The 1,312-nt window shown below is 60.7% G+C and carries 1 protein-coding gene and 1 pseudogene; both read left to right on the top strand.

Annotation, left to right across the window (positions count from 1 at the left end; all coding sequences use genetic code 11):
• Positions 1 to 751, top strand: a pseudogene (locus GSQ87_RS00010) (hypothetical protein); the annotation flags it as partial.
• 149 nt (positions 752 to 900) lie between these two features.
• Positions 901 to 1,188 carry a hypothetical protein gene (locus tag GSQ87_RS00005; protein WP_158912521.1) on the top strand — a complete coding sequence of 96 codons (288 nt, stop codon included), beginning with the start codon at positions 901 to 903 and terminating at the stop codon, positions 1,186 to 1,188.
• Positions 1,189 to 1,312 lie beyond the last annotated feature (124 nt).

The following is a 1,312-nucleotide window of genomic DNA, read 5'->3' as shown; positions in this document are numbered from 1 at the left end:
CGGACAGGGCTGGGCGCGCTTCACCTATGGCGGGTCGACCGGCGGCTGGGAGGCGATGGCCACCCAGGTCTTCTATCCGGACATGTACAATGGCGCCTTCGTGGCCTGCCCCGACCCGATCGACTTCCGGGCCTTCACCAATGTCGACCTCTACAAGGACGGCGACATGTACGCCGAGCATGGCGTGGCCAACACCATCGAACGGCCCTCGATGCGCGACTATCTGGGACGCACGCTGGCCACCCAGCGCGACTCCAACCACATGGAGCTGGTGCTCGGCGATCGTGGTCGCTCCGGCGGCCAGTACGACATTTGGCAGGCGGTGTTCGGGCCTCAAGGACCGGACGGATATCCCGTTCCCATCTTCGACAAGGAGACCGGCGTCATCGATCCGAAAGTCGCCGCCTACTGGCGCGATCACTTCGACCTCACCCACATCGTGCAGCGCGATTGGGGAACGCTCGGCCCCAAGCTCAAGGGCAAGCTGCACATCTATGTCGGCTCGGCCGACACCTACTTCCTCACCGACGCCGTCTACTTCGCGCAGGACACGCTGGAGAGCCTGCGCGACCCGGCCTGGGGCGGTGAGGTGGCCTATGGGGATCGCGCCGAGCACTGCTGGAACGGCGACCCCAAGCTGGCGAACGCCTACACACGCCTGCACTACAACGTCTTGTATCTGCCCAAGATTTTGAAGCGCATCGCCGACACGGCCCCGCCGGGCGCCGACCTGACCAGTTGGCGCTACTAAGCAGCAGGAAACGGTTGTCCGGTTGACCGTGTGTGAAGCCGCGAGGCGGATGAGGCCGTAAGGGCGTTACCGCTCACTTGCTGGGATGCGCCAAGTTTTAACGCTTTCGTGTTTGATGGGCCATCGTAAATCCGTTCTGGAGATTTCGAATGACTGCGGTGCATCGTGTTGACTTGCGCTCAATTCAACTTGAGCAAAAGCTTGCCGACACGGATTACGATGCAGCGCTGGGCAAGCTTTCCACGAGCTACACCACGGTAGCGACGGGCAGATTCGAGATATTTGTGGAGAACGAGCAAAAAATTGAAGTGATGCTGACCGTGGATGTAGGGTCGGACGAGACCGTGGCGGTTGCTCGACTGAAATCGCATTTCTTTACTTTCAGCCAAGCCCTCTTGGAGACGACGAGGGATTGGGCCTCCCTATCTGGAAATTGAGCGCTATGTTGAAGGCGTGTCTCATCAACAATAACGGCGTCGCCTTCGAGATCGGGGCGGTGGAGCGTCAGCTTCCCCTCGACCGGATGGCGTCGGAAATCCTCAAACTCACCGCCCTCGAGCG

The organism is Caulobacter sp. S45 (assembly GCF_009765965.1).
GTDB lineage: Bacteria > Pseudomonadota > Alphaproteobacteria > Caulobacterales > Caulobacteraceae > CAHJWH01.
Note: the sequence above shows the minus strand (reverse complement) of the source record. Positions and strands in the feature narration are given on the sequence as shown.